The following is a 19,627-nucleotide window of genomic DNA, read 5'->3' as shown; positions in this document are numbered from 1 at the left end:
TTCGTCATTCCCGTGTCGGTTGAACAGTGCCGGCCGCGGCGGGCCGGTACTTGAAACTGCCGGTGGCGCTGGCAACCAGCTCGCCGGCCTCATCGAAGATTTCCGCCACGCAGAAGCACAGCGTGCGGGTCCGCCGCAGCACCCGGCCGACAGCGTTGATCTCGCCGCTGGTGCTGCCCATGAAGTGGGTGGCCATGTCGATGGTGACCATCGAACAACCCGGCATCTGCGCGCGAATGGCCCCGGCCATGGCGGCATCGAGCACACTCATCAGCACGCCGCCGTGGAAGCTGCCGATGTAGTTCATCAGCTCCGGGCGGTGGCGCAGGCGCGCCCGCACCACGTCGCCATCGATCCAGCGCTCCAGGCCGAGGAACTCCTGGAAGGTGAAGCGGCCGCTGGGGAACGTCTCCAGCCCACTCTCAGCAGGTGCAGCGGCGGGGCTGGCAGTGAGATCGGTCATCGAACGCTTTCCTCCGTGGCAGGCTGGCTCGTCGGGCGAGCCACGCCCTGTACCGCCGGACGCGCAGGCGCTGCGGGTGCGGCATCGGCTTGCGGGCTGCGCGCCTCGCGGTTCGGGTCATACAGGCGGTTGGGGATCATCAGCGCCGGAACCAGGCCGGTGATGACGTAGGTGATGCCCATCACCAGGAAGCCCGCGCCGATGGACACGTGCGAAGCCAGCAGGCCGATGGCCGCCGGGGCCACCGCCGCGCCGATGCGGCCGAGGTTGTAGGCGGTGCCCACGGCGGCGCCGCGTACCTGGGTGGAGAAGCTCTCGGTCATGTAGGTGGCCAGCACGCCCACCGGCACGCCGTAGATGAAGCCGAACAGTGCGAGGATCCAGACAATGTTGTCCGGCGTGTGCCAGAACACGATCACTGGCATGAAGATGGCGGTGCCGATGGCGCCGGCGGCGAAGGTGGCGCGGCGGCCGAAGCGGTCCGAGGCGATGCCGGCGAGCACCTTGCCGAGGATCATCGCGGTGTAGGTGCCGACCATGTAGCCGGTCATGGACTTGAAGTTCATGCCCAGCTCGCTTTCCAGGTACGAAGGCATCCAGTTGTTGGTGCCGTAGTAGCCGAACAGCAGGAAGCACGAGGTGATGCTCCAGAGCAGGAACATGCGCCGCGTCGATGGATCGCCCAACAACTGGCGCATGCCGCCGCTGGGCGCGCTCTGCTGGCGGTTGCCGGCGGCCTGCTGCACCCGTTGCGCACGGGCCGCCAGCCAGGACGGCGACTCCGGCACCCAGGGCCGCAGCGCCAGGCAGATCAGCGCCGCGCCGATGGCGGTGAAGAACAGCGCGCGCCAGCCGTAGTCCGGGATGATCTGCCCGGCGAGGATGGTCGCCACCAGGTAACCCACGGTCCAGCCGGCCTGCATGGTCGCCAGGATGGTGGTGCGGTACCTGGCGGTGACGAACTCGGACATCAGGATATTGCAGGCCACGAACAGCGAGCCCAGGCCCAGCGAGGAGACGAAGCGGATCAGCGCGAAGGCCCAGAAGTTGTGAGCCATGCCCAGCAACGCGGTGCCCACGGAGAACACCAGGATGGTCCAGGTCACCACGCGCACCCGGCCGAAGCGGTCGCACGCCCAGCCGCCGTAGATGCCGCCGATGGCCATGCCGGCCAGGGTGATGCTGCCCAGCGAGCCAGCCTCGAAGTTGGACAGGCCGAACTCGGCCTTGAGGCTGTTCAGGCTGTAGGCGAGGAACATCAGGTCAGCGCCGTCGGCGAGCAGACCCAGGAAGCAGAAGAAGAAGGCAATCACCAGGGTCCGCCGGGGTATCGCGGCGTTCTGGGCCAAGCTGTCGGATGCGTTCATTGTTGTTGTTCTCGCAGGTTGGTTGAGGTCGTCGTCGCGCTAGACCCGCCCGGCTGGTTCTCCAATGTCCGGGGTCAGGCTCACGCGGCCGTTGTCCAGCACCACCACGTCGCGCTCGACGACGCGGGTGCGGAAGGAGCCGTCATTCCAGATTTCGGTACGCAGGGTTTCGCCGGGGAACACCGGTGCCGAGAAGCGCACCTGCAGGTGGGCGAAGCGCTCCGCGCGGTAGTCGGCAATGCCGCGCAGCAGTGCATGGAAGGCCACGCCGAGGGTGCACAGGCCGTGCAGGATCGGCCGCGGGAATCCACCGCGCGCGGCTGCCGCCGGACTGGCGTGGATCGGGTTGTCGTCGCCGTTCAGGCGGTAGTGCAGCGCCTGTTCGGGGCGCGTCGGCAGGTCGATGACCAGGTCCGGCGCCTGCTCGGGCAGACGGTGCGGCTGACTCAGCGACTGGCTGTCGCCGCCGAAGCCGCCGTCACCGCGCAGGAAGGTGGTGCCACGGGCAATCGCCAGCACCTCGCCGCTCTGCGCGTCGCTGACGACCTTCTCGCTGTAGAGCAGCGCGCCCTTGCCGGCGCCCTTGTCGACCAGCCCGGTGACACGGGTGCGGCCGATCACTTCCCCTTCCACCGGCAGCGGTTTCAGCCACTCGATGCTCTGCTCGCCGTGGACCAGGCGCAGGGCATCGACATCGGTGTCCGGGTTGCCCAGCCAGAAGCCGGGATGGCCGAGCACCACAGCCATGCAGGGCAGCGCCTGGAGGTCGCGGTTGGCGTCGACGAAGGTCAACTGGTGCTCGTCCATCGGGTCCGCCCCGAGGCCCACCGACAGCGCGTAGAAGGCGCTGTCGCGGCGACTGAAGCGCTGGCGTACTTCGGGAATCGGGTAGTTCAGCAGGTGCTCAGGATTCAGCGCCACGGGTCACCTCCTCCACTTCCAGCACCGCGTCGGCGGCCCAGGCGCCCTGCCCCTCGGGCATGGCGAAGACCGGGTTGAGATCGACCGAACGCAGGCGCGGACCGGCCTCGGCAGCGAATTGCGAGAGCTGCGCGAGTACCCGCGACAGCGCCTTGATGTCGGTCACCGGACGACCACGGGCCCCCAGCAGCAGCGGTGCGCCCTTGATGCTGCGGATCATCTGTTCGGCTTCGTCGACGCCGAACGGGCAGCGGCGGAACACCACATCCTTGAGTACCTCGACGAAGATGCCGCCGAGGCCAAACACTGCCACCGGTCCGAACTGCGGGTCGCGCTGGATGCCCATGAAACATTCCACACCGCCCTGCAGCTGACGCGCCACCAGCACGCCGTCGAGGCGGGCGTTCGGCGCGTGTTCGGCAGCACGTTGCAACAACAGACCGTAGCCCTCGCGCACGGCCTGGGTGCTGCCCACGTCGAGCAGCACACCACCGATTTCCGACTTGTGCAGGATGTCCGCCGAGGCGATTTTCAGCACCACCGGGAAGCCGATCTGCTCGGCGAACGCGGCGGCATCCTCTGCGCTCTTCAGCACGCGCTCGGGCGCCGATTCGATACCGGCACGCGCCAGCAGTTGTTTGGCTTCGGCCTCGCCGGGCGTGCTGGCCGGCAATTCGACGCCACCAACCACGGGAATCCTGCGCAGCGGCCGGGCGAAGGCTTCGCCCAGCTGGCCCATGGCCTGGATGGCGCGCACCGCGCGGGTCGGGTCCTCGAACAGGGCGAAGCCGGCCTTCTGATACGGCGCCAGCTCCTCGCCCTCGCCCATCACCGAGACCACGAACAGACGGTCCGGGTGATCGACCTTGATCCGCGCGAACTGCTCGGCCAGGCGCGGGCCGATGGACGCGGCGGTACCAGCCTGGGTGAAGAAGGCGATCAGCGAACGGTAGCCACCGTCCACCACCATGGATTCGGTGAAGTCGTGCACCAGGCTCAGGTCGTTGAGCGCCTGGGCGGTGCAGTCCACCGGGTTGAGCGGCGAAGCATAGGACAGGCGCTGCTTCAGGCGCGCCTGGGCCGCTTCGGGCATCGGCGGCATGGGCAGGCCGAAGTCCTCGGCGGCGTCGCTGACGATAATGCCGGCGCCGCCGCTGACGGTGATCATCCCCAGGCTGTTGTTCACCGGGTAGATGCGCTGGGTGGCGAGATAGGCGATGTCCACCAGTTCCTCGGTGGTGCGAGCGCGAACCACGGCGTAGTCGGCCAGCACCGCGTCGAGCACCTTGTCGTCGCCGGCCAGGGAAGCGGTGTGCGACATGGCCGCGCGGCCGCCCAGTTCGCTGCGCCCGACCTTGTGCAGGATCACCGGCTTGCCGGCGCGATGGGCTGCTTCGAGGGCGGCGAGGAAGCTGTCGACGTTGCGAATGGATTCGGCGTAGGCCATCACCACGTCGATCTCCGGCGATTCCACCAGCCAGCCAATGGCATCACCCAGGGTGACGTCGGCCTCGTTGCCGGTGGCGACGCAGATCGGCGTGCCCAGGCCGCGCTGCCGCGACAGGCCGAGCAGGTGCGCGCCGTAGGCGCCAGACTGGGTGGCGATGCCGACCCGCCCGGCCAGCGGAATGCCGCGCTCCAGGCTGGTGGAGAAGAACGCGTAGTAACCCAGGTTGGCATTGAACACGCCCAGCGCGTTCGGCCCCAGCAGGCGCATATTCGCCGCGCGGGCGGCTTCGACGATGGCGTCCTGCATGGCCACGCCCTCCTCGCCGACTTCGCTGAAGCCGGAGGAGAACACGATGGCGCTGCGTGCGCCCTTGCGGCCCAGCGCCTGGACGGTCTCCAGCACCTGCGGCGCCGGCACCGCGATGATCGCCACGTCCGGCGCCTCGGGCAGCGCATCGACGCTGGCGTAGGCCGGCAGGCCCTGGATCTCGGTGCGGTTGGGGTTCACCGGCAGGATGCGACCGCTGAAGCCGTTGCGCAGCATGTAGGCGATGGGGCGACCGCCGATGCGGTGCGGGTCGCTGGAAGCGCCGACCACGGCGACCGAGCGCGGCTGCACCAGGGGGGTGAGACTGGAGAAACCGGTGTGTTGCAAGTGACTCACTGACATGACGTTCCACCTGAACAAGTAGCGGGTGCCGGGCGCTTGTGTGCCGGCGCGAGGGCGAACACGTCCACGGCAGGCTGCAGGCAGCAGCCACCGGGAGCGTCGGCCCTGGTTTTCAGAGCACGGGATTTCAGAGCACCGCTTGGGTGCCGAGCAGTGCCGTAACCTGGCTGGACAAGGTGCCGCCATTGCCGTGCAGCAGCGCCACGTCAGCCTTCTTCAACTGGCGTTCACCGGCCTGGCGGCGCAGCTGGGTGACCGCTTCGATGATCAGGAACATGCCGTACATACCCGGATGCACACAGGACAGCCCGCCGCCGTTGGTGTTCACCGCCAGCTCGCCGCCGGGGGCGATGCGCCCGCCCTGGACGAAGCGGCCACCCTCGCCCTTCGGGCAGAAGCCGAGGTCTTCGAGGAACAGGAGGGTGTTGATGGTGAAAGCGTCGTAGACCATCACCAGGTCGATGTCCGAGTGCTTCACCCCGGCCATCCGCATGGCGCGCGGGCCGCTCTCGGAAGCGGCGGTGACGGTGAGGTCGGGCATGGCGACGATGGAGCGGTGCCATTGCGCACCCGCGGCGCCGAGGAAATAGATCGGTGCTTTGGGCAGGTCGCGCGCGCGGTCGGCGCGCACCATCACGCAGGCGCCGCCGCCATCGGTGACCAGGCAGCAATCGGCTTTGCTCAGCGGGTCGCTGACCATCCGTGCGGCAAGCACGTCATCGATGCTCAGCGGGCCACGGGCAAAGGCTTCGGGGTTGAGGTTGGCCCAAGCGCGCGCCGCAACGGCCACTTCGGCCAGGTGCTCGCGGGTGGTGCCGTATTGATGCATGTGACGACTGGCGGCCAGGGCGTAGGCGGTGATCGGGTGACGCGGCTGGTAGGGCGTCTCGTGCCACTGCGGCTCGCTCATCGACACCAGCTTGCCGCCGGCGGTGCGCTGGTTGGAGCCGTAGCAGATCAGCGCCGCGTCACACAGGCCGGCCTCCAGGGCCAGGGTCGCCTGCAGCAGGTGCAGCTCGAAACTGGAGCCGCCGACGTTGGTGCCGTCGACGAATTTCGGTTTGATGCCCAGGTATTCGCAGACCGAGAGGGTCGGGAAGGCGTGGGAACTGGTGGCCGAGAACACCGCGTCGATGTCCGAGAGCGCAAGCCCGGCATCGGCGATGGCCTTCAGCGAGGCCTGGCCGAGCAATTCCATGGCGCTGTAGCCGTGGGCCTCACCGATACCGGCGCTGCCGATGCCGACGATGGCGGTCTTGCCGCGCAGGACCTGGCTCATGACTGTACCTCCGTCAGGGGCTCGAAGACGACGGCGGGGCCGCTGTCCTGCTGGGCGATGCGCGCCTTGAGGCGAGTGCCGATGGGCAGGCTGAGGTGACCTTCGATACGGGACATCATGCGCACGCCTTCATCGAGGTCGACCAGGGCGACGTTGTAGTCACCGCTGCGGGCACGGTTGACGGTCAGGGCATAAAGAGTGCCCAGGCCACTGGCGGAAACCCATTCCAGGTCCGTTTCGCCGCTGCCGGGCACCTGGGTGCGCGGGTAGAACACGTGCCGGCCGGTGGAGGCGCTGCGCTGCAACATGAAGCGCCCCTGGGCGAGGAAGGCGAGGTACTGCGCCTCTGGCCCTGGCATGTTGCGGTCGGGGAAATCCACCATTGAGGTTTCTCCTTTGTTCTTGTTCTGCCTTTGTTCTTGTTCTGACTTTGCTGCAAAGTGCGTTACCGCCCACGCCAAACCAGCTTCAGGGAAGCCGTTGCAGGCGTCGTAGGGTCAGAATATATTCACAATACTGAATGTCAATCAGAATACAGAATATGCCAACTAAAAAAAACACCGAAGAAGCCAATAACAAACGCACCGGCAGCGCCAAGGATGTCGGCGCCGTGGTGAACGCCATCCAGATCCTCCGCCACCTGGCCAACGCCGAAGGCCCCGAGGGCGCGACCGCCATTGCCCGCGCCACCGGCATCAGCCCGAGCACCACCTTCAACATCCTGCGCACGCTGAGCAACGAACAGCTGACCTCGTTCGACAACGAGACCAAGACCTACCGCCTGGGCCTGGGCCTGTCGGAGCTGGCAGTGAGCTTCATCGGCCGCAGCTACGCCGACCTGATCCAGCCGGAACTGGAGCGCCTGAGCACCAGCCACCACATCCTGATCACCCTGTGGCAGGTCACCGACGACGCACACATCCGCGTGATCGCGGTATCCGCGCCGGCCGTGGCGCACGTCAACGTCGCCATCGGCTCGCGCCTGCCGGAACTGGTGGGCGCCGCCGGGCGCTGCATCGCCGGGCTGCGCAACCTTCCCGAGGATGAACTGCGCCGCCGCCTGACCCGCGTGCGCTGGGATAGCCCGCCAAGTTTCGAGGAGTACCGCAGCGATGCCGCCGCCACCCTGGAGCACGGCTGGGCCATCGATCAGGACCACCTGTACCGCGGCGTCAGCATGGCCGCCAGCGCGATCATCGACCACGATCGCCAGCCGCGCTTCATCATTTCCGGCATCGGCATCAGCGCCCAGCACAACCGCGAGAAGCTCGAGCATATCGGCGCCAGCCTGCACGAAACGGCTCGTTTCATCAGCCGCTCGCTGTTCCCGCAGAGCACCACCGCCCCGCATGAATGACAGACACTTCATTCACCATAAGAAATGACATTCATACTAAAGGATGGTTTCAACCGAAGTATCGGAAAGGATGCGATACCGGGCAGCACAGCCCCACTCGTCGCCGCCCAGGCCAGCCTGTTCTCGATGCGACTGATGGCAGCGATATTCGCAGGCCGGGGCCCACAGCCGCGAATATCGCCGGTATCATGGCAAGTCTTGATGGAGTCCTGACGGCGACCATCCCGCGGAGAACGCCGTTCCCGCCGCGCCCCGAATCCTCGACGATTCAGGCAGCGCCCGCCGCCAGAGCCCGCCAAACCCTCTGCCCGGATGCTCGCCGACCTTGCATGGCTCGCGGCAGCCGCAGGTAATCCCATTGAATTGAGGCAACCATGGAACAGAAAGACATCGATTGGGGCACGCTCGGATTCGATTACATCAAGACCGATTTCCGCTACATCTCCCATTGGCGCGATGGTCTGTGGGACGACGGCAAGCTGACCGAGGACAACACCCTGCACATCAGCGAGGGCTCCACGGCGCTGCACTACGGCCAGCAATGCTTCGAAGGCCTGAAGGCCTATCGCTGCAAGGACGGCTCGATCAACCTGTTCCGCCCCGACCAGAACGCCGCGCGCATGGCCCGCAGCTGTGCCCGCGTACTGATGCCGCAGGTATCCGAGGAGCAGTTCATCGACGCCTGCAAGCAGGTGGTCCGCGCCAACGAGCGCTTCATTCCGCCCTACGGTTCCGGCGGCGCCCTGTACCTGCGTCCGTTCGTGATCGGCGTGGGCGAAAACATCGGCGTGCGCCCGGCTCCGGAGTTCATCTTCTCGGTGTTCTGCATCCCGGTCGGCGCCTATTTCAAGGGTGGCATGAAGCCCCATGACTTCGTGATTTCCACCTACGACCGCGCCGCGCCCCACGGCACCGGCGCCGCCAAGGTCGGCGGCAACTACGCCGCCAGCCTGCTGCCGGGCGCCCAGGCCAAGAAGGAAGGCTTCGCCGACTGCATCTACCTCGACCCGGCCACCCACAGCCGCATCGAGGAAGTGGGCTCGGCCAACTTCTTCGCCATCACCCAGGACGACGAGTTCGTCACCCCGCGCTCCAGCTCGGTGCTGCCGGGCATCACCCGCCTGTCGCTGATGCAACTGGCCGAACAGCGCCTGGGCCTGAAGGTGATCGAGGGCGACGTGGAGATCAACGACCTGGCGCGCTTCAAGGAAGCCGGCGCCTGCGGTACCGCTGCGGTGATCACGCCGATCGGCGGCATCCAGTACCAGGACAAGCTGCACGTGTTCTACAGCCGCGAAGACGTAGGCCCGGTGACCCGTCGCCTCTATGAAGAGCTGACCGGCATCCAGACCGGCGACGTGGAAGGCCCGGAAGGCTGGGTCGTCAAGGTCTGAGCCTGACCGCCAGCCAAAGGCAAAGCGCCGCGAAACCGAAAGGTATCGCGGCGTTTTTCTTTATCCGGCAGAGGGGCATCCGATCACGCAGGAGCGGACTCCGTCCGCGATGGCTTCCCGCGCGGGGCGAGCCTATCGCGGACGGAGTCCACTCTTACACAAAGCCAGGCCTCAAGCGTGGCTGGGCAGCGCCGGCTGGCATAGCAGCCAGTCATGCAGCAGCGTCTGCAGTTCCTCGAACTTCACCGGCTTGGCCAGGTAGTCGCTCATCCCGGCAGCCAGGCAGCGCTCGCGATCGCCGCTGTGGCTGTGGGCGGTGATCGCCAGCACCGGCAGGTCGCCGCAGCGCGGCAGGCTGCGCAGGGCACGGCAGGTGGCAAAACCATCCATCACCGGCATCTGGCAGTCGAGCAGCACCGCGTCGACGGCCTCGCGGCGCAACAGCTCGATGGCTTCGGCGCCGTTGTCGGCGGTGCGCACGCGATAACCGAGCTTGAGCAACATGCCGCGGATCACCAGTTGGTTGATGGCGTTGTCTTCCACCACCAGCACGGTGCATTGCTCCGGGCCGCGCAATGCCTGACCACCCGCGCGGCGCGGCGGCGGCGCGACGCTCTGCACCGGTTGGCCGACCTGCAGGGTCAGGGCGAAGCAACTGCCCTGCCCCGGCATGGATTCGTGGGACAGTTCGCCGCCCAGCAGCGCGACCAGCTTGCGGCACAGCGCAAGGCCGATGCCCAGGCCGCCGTACTCGCGGGTCAGCGAGCCGTCGAGCTGATAGAAACGCTGGTAGAGCGAACCATCCGACGGTGTGGCGAAGCCGACGCCGCTGTCCTTGATCTCCAGGCGCAGCGCCAGTCCTTCGGTACTGGGCGCCCCACTGACGCGCAGGCTGACGCCGCCGTGGTGGGTGAACTTGATGGCATTGTCCAACAGATAGCCCAATGCCTGGGTCAGCTTGCCGGCGTCGCCTTCGAGGGTGTCGGGCAGGCTCTCGTCCAGTTGCAGGACGAAGCGCAGGCCCCGTTCCTCGGCACGCGGCGCGTACTGGGCGCGCAGGCCGTCGCACAGGCCGCGCAGGCTGAACGGTTCGCGGCGCGGATAGAGCTTGCCGGCCTGCAGCTCGATCAGCGCAAGGATGTCGTTGACCATGCGCATCATGTCGCGCGCCGAGCCGGTGGCGGTCTTGTGGTACTGCGCCAGCTCGATGTCCATCGGCACCGTCTGCATCAGCTCCAGCGAACCGATTACCCCGCTCATCGGCGTGCGCAGCTCGTGCGTGACGGTGGCGAGGAACTCGTCCTTCAGGCGGTTGCTGCCGGCCAGTTCGAGGTTGAGCTGTTCCAGCTTGCGGCTGGTTTCCTGGAGGATGCGCGTACGCTCTTCCTTCATCGCATTGATACGATCGGCCAGCGCCAGCGACAGCAGCCCCACTTCCAGCGCCGAGCCGATCTGGCTGGCGTACATGGTGAGGAACACGTTGGGCAGGAACCCCAGCACCATCAGGGTGTTGGCGATGCCACCGAGCAGGAAGGCGCTCCAGGCGAAGATGAAGTAGCGCGCCACGCGCATGCCGCGCAGCCAGGCGAGGATGCCGGCGGTGAAGATCACCACGGTGAAGGCCAGCGCCAGGTAAGTGGCCAGGCGCAGGGCGATGGCGTAGCTGACGGTCAGCGCCAGGGTCATCACCAGTGCGCCGACGCCCATCAGCACCAGCAGCAGACGGTCGATCCACAGGCTGTGCTCGCGGGTGTGCAGGAAGCTGCGGGCGAACTGGCAACCGAACAGGCCCGCCGAGCCGATCAGGAAGGGCGTGGCGGCATTCGCCCACCACGGGCTGTTGGGCCAGAAGTACTCGATGCCGGCGCCGTTGACCGAGATCTGGTAGAGGCCGAACGAGGCGATATAAAGGATGTAGTAGAGGTAGCTGGTGTCGCGGACGCTGAGGAAGATGAACAGGTTGTAGATCAGCATCACCAGCAGCACGCCATAGATGATGCCCAGCACATAGATGCGGCCCGGCTGCTCTTCCAGATAGGCCTTGGGCGACCAGAGGGTCAGCGGCGCCTGGATCGACCCCTGGCTTTCCAGGCGCAGGTACACGCGCAGCGGCTTGCCCGGCTCCAGCTTGAGATCGAACAGGTAGTTGTTCTGGCGGATCGGCCGGCTGTCGAACGGCAGGGTGTCGCCGGTGCGCTGGGCCAGGCGGTAGCCGCCCTTGCCGTCGGGCAGGTAGAGGTCGAGCTTGTCCAGCGGCGGATAACCCAGCTCCAGCAGCCAGTTGGCAGGGTCGTGGGATGCCCGGGGCTGGTAGTCGAGGTCCAGGCGCAGCCAGAACACCGACCGCGAGTAGCCGGCGTTGAGCACATCGTGTTCATGCCGGCGGAAGCTGGCGGCCAGCGCCGGAGAGTTGATCTCCGAAATATCGGCGGTGCCGCGCACGTCCTCGAAGACATCCATTGCCCGCCCCAGGGGCAATTGCCCGACGTGCTCGTCGAAGCTGACAGCGCTCGCCACTGGCGAGAGAAGGAAAACGATCAGGAAGATCAGCCAGTACCGCATGGTGCCCCGCAGTACCTCCGGACAGTCGCGCCGAGGAGCCCCATCTCCCGTATTGGCGCGCCCGTGGAGGCGTCGTGTTGGAATCGGCGAACTTTAGCACAGGCCTTGTGCCACGTGGCATTCGACCGCCCGCCCAGGGCCTGCCCCGGCGACGCGAATTGGACCGCTCGGTCAGCTCACGGCGGCGGTTTAGTGATAAGCTCCCGCGCCATGAAAACGCCAACCTCCCGTCCCGTAGTGCTCTGCCTGTCCGGCCACGACCCCAGTGGCGGTGCCGGCCTGCAGGCCGATATCGAAGCCCTGATCGCCCAAGGCTGCCACGCGGCGCCGACCGTCACCGCGCTGACCGTTCAGGATACCGTCAACGTTTCCGACTTCCGCGTGCTCGACCGCGAGTGGGTGCTGGCCCAGGCCAACGCCGTGATCGCCGACCTGCCGGTGGCTGCGGTCAAGCTGGGCATGCTCGGCTCGGTGCAGATGGTCGATACGGTCGTCGAGATCATGCAGTCCCTGCCGGGCATCCCGCTGGTCTGCGACCCGGTGCTGCGCGCCGGTGGCGGCGGCTCGCTGGGCAAGGACGACGTCGGCTACGCCATGCGCGAGCGGCTGCTGCCGATCGCCGCCATCGCCACACCGAACCTGCCTGAAGCACGCATCCTCGCCGAACTGCCCGAAGGCACGGCGGACGAATGCGCCGAGAAGCTACTGCCGTATATCCAGGCCTTGCTGATCACCGGCGGCCACGGCGACGAGTCCGAGGTCCACAACCGCCTCTACACCCGCGACGGCCAGCGCCACACCTTCACCTGCCAGCGCCTGCCGGGCAGCTACCACGGCTCGGGCTGCACCCTGGCGAGCACCCTCGCCGGCCGCCTGGCCCTGGGCGAGGAACTGGTGGGCGCGGTACGCAGCGCCCTGGACTACACCTGGCGCACCTTGCGCGACGCGGAAGCCCCTGGCCACGGCCAGTACGTGCCCCGCCGCCTGCCGCTGGACTACTGCAACTGATCCGATCGAGGCCTTGATGAAACTGCGCGGACTCTACGCCATCACCGACAGCCAGCTGCTCGACGGCGGCCGCCTGCTGCCCTACGTCGAAGCCGCCCTGAAAGGCGGCGCACGCCTGCTGCAGTACCGCGACAAGTCCACCGACGCCTCGCGCCGCCTGCGCGAAGCCGAGGCCCTGCGCGAACTGTGCGCGCGCTACGGCGCCACGCTGTTGATCAACGACGACGCCGAGCTGGCCGCGCGCCTGGGCGTCAGCGTGCACCTGGGCCAGACCGACGGCTCGCTAGCCGCCGCCCGCGCCCTGCTCGGCCGTGACGCGGTGATCGGCGGCACCTGCCACGCCAGCCTCGATCTGGCCGAGCAGGCCATCGCCGAAGGCGCCAGCTACGTCGCCTTCGGTCGCTTCTTCAATTCCCAGACCAAGCCGGGCGCCCCGGCCGCCAGCGTCGAGTTGCTGGAACAGGCCAAGGCCCGCTTCAACGTGCCGCGGGTGGCCATCGGCGGCGTGACCCTGGACAACGCGCCCGAGCTGATCGCCCGTGGTGCCGACATGATCGCCGTGATCCACGCCCTGTTCGCCGCCGACTCCCCGGCCGAGGTCGAACAGCGCGCCCGCGCCTTCAGCCAACTCTTCGAAACCCGCTGAGCGCCCACGCGCCCGGCACCCGACAGCTTCGCGAGGTACACCCATGTCCCGTTCCGAAACGCTTTTCGCCAATGCCCAGAAACACATCCCCGGTGGCGTGAACTCGCCGGTGCGCGCGTTCAAGAGCGTCGGCGGCACCCCGCTGTTCTTCAAGCACGCGGAAGGCGCCTACGTGGTGGACGAGGATGACAAGCGCTACGTCGACTACGTCGGCTCCTGGGGCCCGATGATCCTCGGCCACAGCCACCCGGACGTTCTCGACGCCGTGCGCAAGCAGCTCGACCACGGCCTGTCCTACGGCGCACCGACCGCGCTGGAAGTGGAAATGGCCGACCTGGTCTGCTCGCTGGTGCCGTCGATGGACATGGTGCGCATGGTCAGCTCCGGCACCGAAGCCACCATGAGCGCCATCCGCCTGGCCCGTGGCTACACCGGCCGCGACAGCATCATCAAGTTCGAAGGCTGCTACCACGGCCATTCCGACAGCCTGCTGGTGAAAGCCGGCTCCGGCGCCCTGACCTTCGGCGTGCCGAACTCCCCCGGCGTGCCGGCGGCCTTCGCCAAGCACACCCTGACCCTGCCGTTCAACGACATCGCCGCCGTGGAGAAGACCCTGGGCGAAGTCGGCAAGGAAGTGGCGTGCATCATCGTCGAGCCGGTGGCCGGCAACATGAACTGCGTGCCGCCGGCACCGGGCTTCCTCGAAGGCCTGCGCCGCCTGTGCGACCAGCACGGCGTGGTGCTGATCTTCGACGAAGTGATGACCGGCTTCCGCGTCGCCCTCGGCGGCGCCCAGGCGTTCTACGGTGTGAAGCCGGACCTGTCGACCTTCGGCAAGATCATCGGCGGCGGCATGCCGGTGGGTGCCTTCGGCGGCAAGCGCGAGATCATGGAGCAGATTTCCCCGCTCGGCCCGGTCTACCAGGCCGGCACCCTGTCGGGCAACCCGCTGGCCATGGCTGCCGGCCTGACCACCCTGCGCCTGATCAGCCGCCCCGGCTTCCACGACGAACTGACCGCCTACACCACGAAGATGCTGCAGGGCCTGCAGGAACGCGCCGACGCGGCCGGCATCCCCTTCGTGACCACCCAGGCGGGCGCCGCCATGTTCGGTCTGTACTTCACCGGTGCCGACGACATCGTCACCTTCGAGGACGTGATGGGTAGCGACGTGGAGCGCTTCAAGCGCTTCTTCCACCTGATGCTGGATGGCGGCGTCTATCTTGCTCCCAGCGCATATGAAGCCGGCTTCACCTCCATCGCCCACGGCGAAACCGAGCTGAAGCTGACCCTGGATGCGGCCGAGCGCGCATTTGCCGCACTCAAGTAAGCCCCTTGCGAAGGCGCCCGAATGGGCGCCTTCCGCTCCACCCAGCCTTTATTCCCGCGTTACGCCCTTCCCCACTGTTCTTGCCGCCACAACAGAAAAATCAGAAAAGACGGTAAAGACTTTGTAAGGAAGCGCTCGCTTATTTCATAATGTGAAAGCCGGCGCATTTCGCTGGCCGGGCATTGCCCGCCCCGATTCTGGAGGCCGCTGTTCCCCATGTACCGCACCGGTCGTACCCTGCTACTGGGTTGCCTGTTGCTCGCCTTCCCCCTGTTGACCCAGGCGGGCGGTAACTCACTGCTGATTCCGGCGACCGGCCGCTGCACCCTCAACACCGTGCCCGAGCAGTTGCAACAGGCCCTCGCCAGCTGCCAGCAGGCGGCCAATGGCGGTGATGCGGAAGCACAGTACGAACTGGGTGAGTTTTTCTACAGCGGCGAGCGCGCCCCGCGCGACTTCCAGGCCGCGCTGCACTGGTTCGAGAAAGCCTCGCTGCAAGGCCACGCCAATGCGCAACTGCGCCTGGGCACCATGTTCTTCCGTGGCGAAGGCGTGAAAGCCAACAACGTACAGGCCTACATCGTGCTGAAGATGGCCGCCGTGAACGGCGCCGAAGATGCGATGGACAGCGCCGACCTGGTCGCCGAGCAGATGAACAAGGATGAACTGGACATCGCCACCAAGGTGCTCGGGCAGATCTTCCGCAATTACCTGATCGAACTGCAGACCGCCGGCAACTCGCCGTTCTCACCGCTGCCCTGAATCACGCCTGCTCTTTGTAGGAGCGAGCTTGCTCGCGAACAGACTATTCGGCTGACTTCGATGCTGGGCGGTTCGCGAGCAAGCTCGCTCCTACGAAAATCGTCAGCTGTCCTTGCCGGGCATCGGCATGGGGAACGGCATCACGTTGCCGCTGGGCTTGGCCTCGCTGATCTTCGCGGTGCCCAGGCGCTCCACCTCATCGATGCGGATGATCGAGTGCAACGGCACGAAGCTGCGGATGACGCCGTCGAACTGCGCCTTGAGCTTCTCCTCGCTGGGATCGACCACCACCTGGGTGCGCTCGCCGAAGACGAACTCCTCGATCTCCAGGAAGCCCCACAGGTCACTCTGGTAGATCTGCTTGGCATACATCTCGTACACCTGGCCCTGGTTGAGGAAGACCACCTTGTAGATCGGGTTCTCGCGCTTGCTCATGAACGAAGGATGACAGCCTTGCAAAATGGGCACGCAGCATAGCACAAGCGCGCCCACCCCCACGCACCCACCGGTGGCACACAGCCGCGTCGAGGCATATAATGCGCGGTCATTTTTTAACCAGCCCAGAACGATTTCATGGCCAAGAAGCTTTTCATCCAGACCCACGGTTGCCAGATGAACGAGTACGACAGCTCGCGCATGGCGGATCTTCTGGGCGAACACCAGGCTCTTGAAATCACAGAGAAGGCCGAAGAAGCCGACGTGATCCTGCTCAATACCTGCTCGATCCGCGAGAAGGCGCAGGAGAAGGTGTTCTCCGAGCTGGGTGCCTGGCGCACACTCAAGCAGCAGAACCCGAACCTGGTGATCGGCGTCGGCGGTTGCGTGGCCAGCCAGGAAGGCGCGGCCATCCGCGAGCGCGCGCCTTACGTCGACGTGGTATTCGGCCCGCAGACCCTGCACCGGCTGCCGGAAATGATCGACGCCGCCCGCACCACCCGCAAGCCGCAGGTGGACGTGTCCTTCCCGGAAATCGAGAAGTTCGACCGCCTGCCCGAGCCGCGCATCGACGGTCCCACCGCCTTCGTCTCGGTGATGGAAGGCTGCAGCAAGTACTGCACCTTCTGCGTGGTGCCCTACACCCGCGGCGAGGAAGTCAGCCGCCCATTCGACGACGTGCTTGCCGAGGTGATCCACCTGGCCGAGAACGGCGTGAAGGAAGTGACCCTGCTGGGGCAGAACGTCAACGGCTACCGTGGCCCGACCCATGACGGGCGCATCGCCGACTTCGCCGAGCTGATCCGCGTGGTCGCCGAGGTCGATGGCATCGAGCGCATCCGCTACACCACTTCGCACCCGCTGGAGTTTTCCGACTCGCTGATCGCCGCCCACGCCGAAGTGCCGCAGTTGGTGAAGTTCGTTCACCTGCCGGTGCAGGCCGGATCCGACCGCATCCTCGCGGCGATGAAGCGCAACCACACCGCGCTGGAATACAAGTCGCGCATCCGCAAGCTGAAGGCCGCGGTGCCGGACATCTGCATCAGCTCGGACTTCATCATCGGCTTCCCCGGCGAGACCGACCAGGACTTCGAGCAGACCCTGAAGCTGGTAGAAGACGTCGGCTTCGACTTCTCCTTCTCCTTCATCTACAGCCCGCGCCCCGGTACCCCGGCCGCCGACCTTGCGGACGACACCCCGGACGACGTGAAGAAGCAGCGTCTGCTGACCCTCAACAGCCGCCTCAACCAGCAGGGTTTCGAGATCAGTCGACGGATGGTCGGCACCGTCCAGCGCATTCTCGTCACCGACTACTCCAAGCGCGATCCCGGCCAGCTCCAGGGCCGCACCGAGAACAACCGGGTAGTGAATTTCCGCAGCGACAATCCGCGCCTGATCGGCCAGTTCGTCGACGTGGAGATCTACGAGGCGCTGCCCAACTCCCTGCGCGCCACCCTCGTGGAAGCACCTCACTGATCATCGACCGTTGAATCCCCCGATGGCGTCCGAACTTTCGTACTCGGTCGCCTGGAGTTATTCTTCGACCATTCCCCTTTCGCAACATGGCGACTTAGACAGCACCTTGAACGCCCCCCTGGATATCCATCGCTTCATGCTCGAACCCTTCGAGGCCCGTAGCTTCGCCAACCTGTGCGGGCAGTTCGACGAGCACCTGCACCAGATCGAGAAGCGCCTCGACATCGAGATCCGCAACCGTGGCAACCAGTTCGAACTGGTCGGCGAACCGGAACGCACCCAAGCGGCCGAAAACCTTCTGCAGCGCCTCTACCGCGAAGTGCAGAACGGCACCGAACTGACTCCCGACATGGTCCACCTGTTCCTGCAGGAGTCCGGCCTGGAAGACCTCGCCGTCGAGCCCGCCGCCCCCCTGGTAACGCTCAAGACCCGCAAGGCGCACATCCGCCCGCGCGGCGCCAACCAGCAGCGCTATGTGAAGGCGATCCTCGATCACGACATCAACTTCGGCATCGGCCCGGCCGGCACCGGCAAGACCTACCTCGCCGTGGCCTGCGCCGTGGACGCCCTGGAGCGCGAGCAGATTCGCCGCATCCTGCTGGTGCGTCCGGCGGTGGAAGCCGGCGAGAAACTCGGCTTCCTGCCCGGCGACCTGTCGCAGAAGATCGACCCGTACCTGCGCCCGCTGTACGACGCGCTGTACGAAATGCTCGGCTTCGAAACCGTGGCCAAGCTGATCGAGCGCCAGGTGATCGAAGTCGCGCCGCTGGCCTACATGCGCGGCCGCACGCTGAACAACAGCTTCATCATCCTCGACGAAAGCCAGAACACCACGATGGAACAGATGAAGATGTTCCTCACCCGGATCGGCTTCGGCTCCACCGCGGTGATCACCGGCGACGTCACCCAGGTCGACCTGCCGCGCGGCACCCGCTCGGGCCTCAAGCACGTGATGGAGGTGCTGCGCGACGTGCCCGGCATCAGCTTCACCCACTTCAAGTCCAAGGACGTGGTGCGCCACCCGCTGGTGCAGCGCATCGTCGATGCCTACGACGCCTACGAAAACCGTCTGACCGGCGTCGAAAGCCAGGGCAACACGAATGCTTGAACTGGACTTGCAGGTCGCCTCCGACGCCCCCGGCCTGCCGAGCGAAGCCGCCTTCCGCCGCTGGTGCGAACTGGCCCTGCGCCAGCGCCAGAACGACTCGGAGCTGACCATCCGCCTGGTGGACGAAGGCGAAGGCCGCGAACTGAACCGCACCTGGCGGCACAAGGACTACGCCACCAACGTACTGTCCTTCCCAGCCGACGTTCCCGACGAGCTGCTGGACATCCCGCTGCTCGGCGACCTGGTGATATGCGCCCCCGTGGTCACCCGCGAGGCCGCCGAACAGGGCAAGTCCGCCGAGGCCCACTGGGCCCACCTCGTCATCCACGGCTGCCTGCACCTGCTCGGCTACGATCACATCGACGACGCCGAAGCCGAGGAAATGGAAGGCCTGGAACGGGAATTGCTGGCTGAGCTGGGTCACCCGGACCCGTATGCGGCCGATGAAGAATAAACGCCACTGAGCAAGGAAAGATGAGCGAAGACCGATCGAGCAATGGGCACAAGTCGTGGTTGGACAAGATCACCCAGGCTTTTGCCCATGAGCCGAGAAACCGCCAGGAGCTGCTTGAGCTGCTGCGCGAAGCCCACGACAACAAGCTGCTGGACAGCGAAGCGTTGTCCATCGTCGAAGGCGCAATCCAGGTGGCGGACCTCCAGGTCCGCGACATCATGATCCCGCGCTCACAGATGATCTCCATCAAATCGACGCAGAAGCCTGCCGACTTCCTCCCCGCCATCATCGAAGCGGCGCACTCGCGCTACCCGGTGATCGGCGAGAGCCTGGACGACATCATGGGCGTCCTGCTGGCCAAGGACCTGCTGCCGCTGATCCTTCACGACCAGAACCACGCCTTCAACATCAAGGACCTGCTGCGCCCGGCCACCTTCGTGCCCGAGTCCAAGCGCCTGAACGTGCTGTTGCGCGAGTTCCGCGCCAACCGCAACCACATGGCCATCGTCATCGACGAATACGGCGGCGTGGCGGGGCTGGTGACCATCGAGGACGTGCTGGAGCAGATCGTCGGCGACATCGAGGACGAGCACGACGTCGAGGAAGACAGCTACATCAAGCCGCTGCCCAGCGGCGACTTCATCGTCAAGGCGCTGACCCCGGTGGAAGCCTTCAACGACTTCTTCGGCGCGGAGTTCTCCGATGAGGAATTCGACACCGTCGGCGGCGTGGTGATGAGCGCCTTCGGCCACCTGCCCAAGCGCAACGAAACCACCGAACTGGGCGGCTTCCGCTTCCGCGTGCTCAACGCGGACAGCCGGCGCCTGCACCTGCTGCGCCTCACCCCGCTGCAGGACTAACGGCAATTACGTGCAGGAGCGAGCTCGCTCCTACAATCAGTTCCGACCTTTCCTGCAACATCCCGCCGCAGTCAGCTCATGGCTTT

The 19,627-nt window shown here is 66.2% G+C and carries 18 protein-coding genes; 10 read left to right on the top strand and 8 right to left on the bottom strand.

From position 1 onward, the window contains the following. Positions 1-4: 4 nt before the first annotated feature. The 6 genes from H681_RS03510 to H681_RS03485 form a co-directional block, all read right to left on the bottom strand. The gene (locus H681_RS03510; protein ID WP_015475453.1) at positions 5-463 is read right to left on the bottom strand and encodes a PaaI family thioesterase; all 459 of its coding nucleotides are present in this window, start codon (positions 461-463) and stop codon (positions 5-7) included. Continuing rightward, positions 460-1,830: an MFS transporter gene (locus tag H681_RS03505; RefSeq protein WP_015475452.1), complete on the bottom strand. Its 1,371-nt coding sequence runs from the start codon at positions 1,828-1,830 to the stop codon at positions 460-462. Before H681_RS03505 ends, H681_RS03510 begins: the two co-directional genes overlap by 4 nt. Before the next feature lie 39 nt (positions 1,831-1,869). After that, complete coding sequence (locus H681_RS03500; RefSeq protein ID WP_041712353.1) at positions 1,870-2,751, bottom strand: MaoC/PaaZ C-terminal domain-containing protein; 882 nt, start codon at positions 2,749-2,751, stop codon at positions 1,870-1,872. After that, the gene (locus tag H681_RS03495) at positions 2,735-4,870 is read right to left on the bottom strand and encodes an acetate--CoA ligase family protein (RefSeq protein ID WP_041711710.1); all 2,136 of its coding nucleotides are present in this window, start codon (positions 4,868-4,870) and stop codon (positions 2,735-2,737) included. The genes H681_RS03500 and H681_RS03495 overlap by 17 nt, the downstream gene beginning before the upstream one ends. Before the next feature lie 127 nt (positions 4,871-4,997). Continuing rightward, positions 4,998-6,149: a thiolase gene (locus tag H681_RS03490; protein WP_015475449.1), complete on the bottom strand. Its 1,152-nt coding sequence runs from the start codon at positions 6,147-6,149 to the stop codon at positions 4,998-5,000. After that, on the bottom strand, positions 6,146-6,532 hold the full coding sequence (locus H681_RS03485) for a Zn-ribbon domain-containing OB-fold protein (protein WP_015475448.1): 387 nt from the start codon (positions 6,530-6,532) through the stop codon (positions 6,146-6,148). Before H681_RS03485 ends, H681_RS03490 begins: the two co-directional genes overlap by 4 nt. 158 nt (positions 6,533-6,690) lie before the next feature. Here H681_RS03485 and H681_RS03480 point away from each other — a divergent pair, with 158 nt between their 5' ends. Together H681_RS03480 and H681_RS03475 are read left to right on the top strand one after the other, a co-directional pair. Next, positions 6,691-7,506 carry an IclR family transcriptional regulator gene (locus tag H681_RS03480; RefSeq protein ID WP_015475447.1) on the top strand — a complete coding sequence of 272 codons (816 nt, stop codon included), beginning with the start codon at positions 6,691-6,693 and terminating at the stop codon, positions 7,504-7,506. A gap of 374 nt (positions 7,507-7,880) precedes the next feature. After that, complete coding sequence (locus H681_RS03475) at positions 7,881-8,900, top strand: branched-chain amino acid aminotransferase (protein WP_015475446.1); 1,020 nt, start codon at positions 7,881-7,883, stop codon at positions 8,898-8,900. A gap of 171 nt (positions 8,901-9,071) precedes the next feature. On the opposite strand, the gene H681_RS03470 is transcribed toward H681_RS03475, so the two are convergent. Continuing rightward, positions 9,072-11,462: a hybrid sensor histidine kinase/response regulator gene (locus H681_RS03470; protein WP_015475445.1), complete on the bottom strand. Its 2,391-nt coding sequence runs from the start codon at positions 11,460-11,462 to the stop codon at positions 9,072-9,074. A 210-nt stretch (positions 11,463-11,672) separates the two neighbouring features. Here H681_RS03470 and H681_RS03465 point away from each other — a divergent pair, with 210 nt between their 5' ends. The 4 genes from H681_RS03465 (at position 11,673) to H681_RS03450 (ending at position 15,208) form a co-directional block, all read left to right on the top strand. After that, complete coding sequence (locus H681_RS03465) at positions 11,673-12,470, top strand: hydroxymethylpyrimidine/phosphomethylpyrimidine kinase (protein ID WP_015475444.1); 798 nt, start codon at positions 11,673-11,675, stop codon at positions 12,468-12,470. A gap of 16 nt (positions 12,471-12,486) precedes the next feature. Continuing rightward, positions 12,487-13,116: a thiamine phosphate synthase gene (thiE, locus tag H681_RS03460; protein ID WP_015475443.1), complete on the top strand. Its 630-nt coding sequence runs from the start codon at positions 12,487-12,489 to the stop codon at positions 13,114-13,116. A 43-nt stretch (positions 13,117-13,159) separates the two neighbouring features. Further along, entirely contained in the window at positions 13,160-14,446 is a 1,287-nt protein-coding gene (gene hemL / locus H681_RS03455; protein ID WP_015475442.1) for a glutamate-1-semialdehyde 2,1-aminomutase, read from the top strand. Between the two features lie 216 nt (positions 14,447-14,662). Then, the gene (locus tag H681_RS03450; protein WP_015475441.1) at positions 14,663-15,208 is read left to right on the top strand and encodes a tetratricopeptide repeat protein; all 546 of its coding nucleotides are present in this window, start codon (positions 14,663-14,665) and stop codon (positions 15,206-15,208) included. Positions 15,209-15,310: 102 nt separating this feature from the next. On the opposite strand, the gene H681_RS03445 is transcribed toward H681_RS03450, so the two are convergent. After that, positions 15,311-15,643: a DUF1820 family protein gene (locus H681_RS03445; RefSeq protein ID WP_015475440.1), complete on the bottom strand. Its 333-nt coding sequence runs from the start codon at positions 15,641-15,643 to the stop codon at positions 15,311-15,313. A gap of 138 nt (positions 15,644-15,781) precedes the next feature. Between H681_RS03445 and miaB the strand changes: the two genes are divergently transcribed. The 4 genes from miaB to H681_RS03425 all read left to right on the top strand — a co-directional run bounded on the left by miaB (position 15,782) and on the right by H681_RS03425 (position 19,541). Then, the gene (gene miaB / locus H681_RS03440) at positions 15,782-17,119 is read left to right on the top strand and encodes a tRNA (N6-isopentenyl adenosine(37)-C2)-methylthiotransferase MiaB (protein ID WP_015475439.1); all 1,338 of its coding nucleotides are present in this window, start codon (positions 15,782-15,784) and stop codon (positions 17,117-17,119) included. Between the two features lie 106 nt (positions 17,120-17,225). Beyond that, positions 17,226-18,227 carry a PhoH family protein gene (locus H681_RS03435; RefSeq protein ID WP_015475438.1) on the top strand — a complete coding sequence of 334 codons (1,002 nt, stop codon included), beginning with the start codon at positions 17,226-17,228 and terminating at the stop codon, positions 18,225-18,227. After that, positions 18,220-18,681: an rRNA maturation RNase YbeY gene (gene ybeY / locus H681_RS03430; protein ID WP_015475437.1), complete on the top strand. Its 462-nt coding sequence runs from the start codon at positions 18,220-18,222 to the stop codon at positions 18,679-18,681. The genes H681_RS03435 and ybeY overlap by 8 nt, the downstream gene beginning before the upstream one ends. A gap of 20 nt (positions 18,682-18,701) precedes the next feature. After that, entirely contained in the window at positions 18,702-19,541 is an 840-nt protein-coding gene (locus H681_RS03425; protein WP_015475436.1) for an HlyC/CorC family transporter, read from the top strand. Positions 19,542-19,627: the final 86 nt, after the last annotated feature.

This window comes from Pseudomonas sp. ATCC 13867, from assembly GCF_000349845.1.
GTDB lineage: Bacteria > Pseudomonadota > Gammaproteobacteria > Pseudomonadales > Pseudomonadaceae > Pseudomonas.
The sequence above is the reverse complement of the archived record's forward strand: the minus strand, read 5'-3'. Positions and strand labels throughout refer to the sequence as shown.